We start from the raw sequence: 2,952 nt of genomic DNA, 5'->3' as shown, positions 1-2,952 counted from the left end.
CGGGCCGAGAGCGCGTTGACCACCGAGGCGCCCACGCCGTGAAGGCCGCCGGAAGCGGTGTAGGAGCCGCCGCCGAACTTTCCGCCGGCGTGCAGTTTGGTGAAGACGACCTCGACGCCGGTCAGCCCGGTTTTCGGTTCGACGTCCACGGGGATGCCGCGGCCGTCGTCGTGGATCTCGACCGAGTTGTCCGCGTGGAGGATGATCTTGATGTCGTGGCCGAAGCCGGCGAGGGCCTCGTCGACGGAGTTGTCGATGATTTCCCAGAGGCAGTGCATGAGGCCGCGGGAGTCCGTGGAGCCGATGTACATGCCCGGGCGCTTACGGACGGCCTCGAGGCCCTCCAGCACGGAGAGGTGCCGGGCGGTGTAATCAGAACTGGGTGCCACGGGTCGTGAACTCCTTACAGGATCGGGACAGCCACCGCAGCGTGCGCAGGCGGCAGTCACAGAATTTGACGCTCTTCCTAGGTTAGTCGGACTCCGGGTGATCGATGGTCTGCCACTCCCCGCGGGGGCTCTCCGGCCACCCGCCGTTACTGAGACGTGATACGCGGACAGCGAAAGTAGGCCATCCGTGCCATGGTTTGGCCACGAATGCTGGTTATATAGGTATACCGATCTACTAAGGAGGCCGAACATGACAACAGCAGTTGCGGACCGCATACTGACCGCCGCAGACCGGTGCGATCGTTGCGGAGCACAGGCATATGTCCGAGTTGTTCTCGGTGCCTCCGGCGGTGAGCTTCTTTTCTGCGGCCACCACGCACGCGCCGTAGAACCGACCCTCAAGCCGCTCAGTTCAGACTGGCATGATGAGACTGACCGCCTTCACCAGAAGGCTCCGGTTCCGGTCGACTAGACCGCACCGGTTTCAGCCCGGCACCCTACAGGGTTCCGGGCGACCTGAGACCACTGCATCAGGGCCCCTCCATACCGGAGGGGCCCTGATTCGTTAAGTGCTGTTTCGTCAGGTGCCGTTTCACTTAGGTGCCGCGCACCCCGCCGCAGCGGCAAAAAGCAATGCGGGGTCCCTTCCGGCCCGTTCCTCCGGTGAGGATGGGCGGGAAGAGACCCCGCATTGCTGGGAACCTTTACCCGGTCTGCGACCAGTGGCGCCTAGTCCAGGTAGTCGCGCAGGACCTGTGAGCGCGACGGGTGCCGCAGCTTGGACATGGTCTTGGATTCGATCTGGCGGATGCGCTCACGCGTCACACCGTAGACCTTGCCGATTTCGTCTAAAGTCTTCGGCTGGCCGTCGGTAAGGCCGAAGCGCATTGCTACCACGCCGGCTTCGCGCTCGGAGAGGGTGTCCAGCACCGAGTGCAGCTGTTCCTGCAGCAGGGTGAAGCTCACGGCATCCGCGGGAACCACGGCTTCGGAGTCCTCGATGAGGTCGCCGAATTCGGAGTCGCCGTCCTCGCCAAGCGGGGTGTGCAGCGAGATGGGCTCGCGGCCGTACTTCTGGACCTCCACGACCTTTTCCGGGGTCATGTCGAGTTCGAGAGCCAGCTCCTCCGGGGTGGGTTCGCGGCCGAGGTCCTGCAGCATCTGGCGCTGGACGCGGGCCAGCTTGTTGATGACTTCCACCATGTGCACCGGGATGCGGATCGTGCGGGCCTGGTCGGCCATGGCGCGGGTGATCGCCTGGCGGATCCACCAGGTGGCGTAGGTGGAGAACTTGAAGCCCTTGGTGTAGTCGAATTTCTCGACCGCACGGATCAGGCCCAGGTTGCCTTCCTGGATCAGGTCCAGGAACAGCATGCCGCGGCCGGTGTAGCGCTTGGCCAGCGAGACGACGAGGCGGAGGTTGGCCTCCAGCAGGTGGTTCTTGGCCCGTTTGCCGTCGTGGATGACGAATTCGAGCTCGCGCTTGAGTTTCGGGTCCATGGTGCCGTCGTCGGCGGCGATCTTTTCTTCAGCGAAGAGACCGGCCTCGATCCGCAGGGCCAGGTCTACTTCCTGTTCGGCATTCAGCAGGGCGACCTTGCCGATCTGCTTCAGGTAGTCCTTGACGGGGTCGGCGGTGGCGCCGGCAGACATAACCTGCTGCACCGGAGCGTCGTCGTCGTCGGCGTCGGAGTAGACGAAGCCGGAGCCGGTGGTGGCCGCGGCCTTGCCGGCGACTTCCTCGCCTTCTACTTCGTCGCCGAGCTCGGCGGCGTCGGGCGTGATGTCGTCGAGATCCTCTTCGGCGTCGACGTCATCGTCAGACGTACTGGCAGAGTTGCCGGCGGCTTCTGCCGCGGCTTTGGCGCCGGGCTTGGGCCCGCGCTTCTTGGGCTCAGGCTTGGCGACGGTGTCGCCACCCTCTGCGGAAGCGGCGTCCTTGACAGCCTTGTTGGCTGCGCGCGTGGCGGCGCGCTTGGCGTTGGTCGCCGCCTTCTTCTCCTCAGGGGACAATTCGGCCTGGTCGGCGGGTTCCTTCTTCGCGGAAGACGGGGTCACTGAAAACCTTTCTAGCTGCGGTCTGCGGAATCACCATACGGGCAACACCACTATGACCCTGTCAAGTCCGTGTTCAACATCAGGTGCAACCACGACCAGCAGAGCCACTTAGTAGAACTGCTGGCGCGGCCTTAATGTTCCCTGTTTCCAAGGATCATTTAGGGCACTTGATACACGGACCCAACCGGGTCTCGGCAACCATTGTCTCACGGTTTTCAGGCCGGGTGCCTTTCGCGACGCCGGGTCGACGATATCGCGGCGGCTTCGCCCGCTGCGTCAGGAACTCATGCGGCGTCCGGGGCAAACTTCTGCCAGGCCGCCTCCCGCCTGGCAGCCCAGCCGCAAAGGGTGCCGCGCCGGCCAAGCTCTGCCAGCAGTTCCGCGAGCCTGTATCCCGGGTGGCCCTGCAAGGCCTGACGGTAGAGCGCGTCGGCGTAGGAGCCGCGGCCACGGCACCATTCGATCCAGCCCCGCGCCGTCACGGCGGCTGCCGTTGCCTCCCCGT

The 2,952-nt window shown here is 64.7% G+C and carries 3 protein-coding genes and 1 pseudogene; 1 reads left to right on the top strand and 3 read right to left on the bottom strand.

Annotated features, from left to right (window positions below; genetic code table 11):
* Window positions 1–389 (bottom strand): ATP-binding protein (locus Y706_RS28745; protein ID WP_043435777.1); only part of this gene is annotated, 389 nt, incomplete at its 3' end.
* A gap of 250 nt (window positions 390–639) precedes the next feature.
* On the opposite strand from Y706_RS28745, the gene Y706_RS30145 reads away from it, so the two are divergent.
* A complete protein-coding gene (locus tag Y706_RS30145) occupies window positions 640–861 on the top strand; it encodes a DUF7455 domain-containing protein (RefSeq protein ID WP_028276427.1) in 222 nt (73 codons plus the stop codon).
* A gap of 257 nt (window positions 862–1,118) precedes the next feature.
* Here Y706_RS30145 and Y706_RS0109600 read toward each other — a convergent pair whose 3' ends face one another.
* Both Y706_RS0109600 and Y706_RS29210 read right to left on the bottom strand, forming a co-directional pair.
* Window positions 1,119–2,447 carry an RNA polymerase sigma factor gene (locus Y706_RS0109600; RefSeq protein ID WP_028276426.1) on the bottom strand — a complete coding sequence of 443 codons (1,329 nt, stop codon included), beginning with the start codon at window positions 2,445–2,447 and terminating at the stop codon, window positions 1,119–1,121.
* Between the two features lie 284 nt (window positions 2,448–2,731).
* Window positions 2,732–2,952, bottom strand: a pseudogene (locus tag Y706_RS29210) (DUF4192 family protein); the annotation flags it as partial.

Source organism: Arthrobacter sp. I3 (assembly GCF_000520575.1).
GTDB lineage: Bacteria > Actinomycetota > Actinomycetes > Actinomycetales > Micrococcaceae > Arthrobacter > Arthrobacter humicola_A.
Note: the sequence above shows the minus strand (reverse complement) of the source record. Positions and strands in the feature narration are given on the sequence as shown.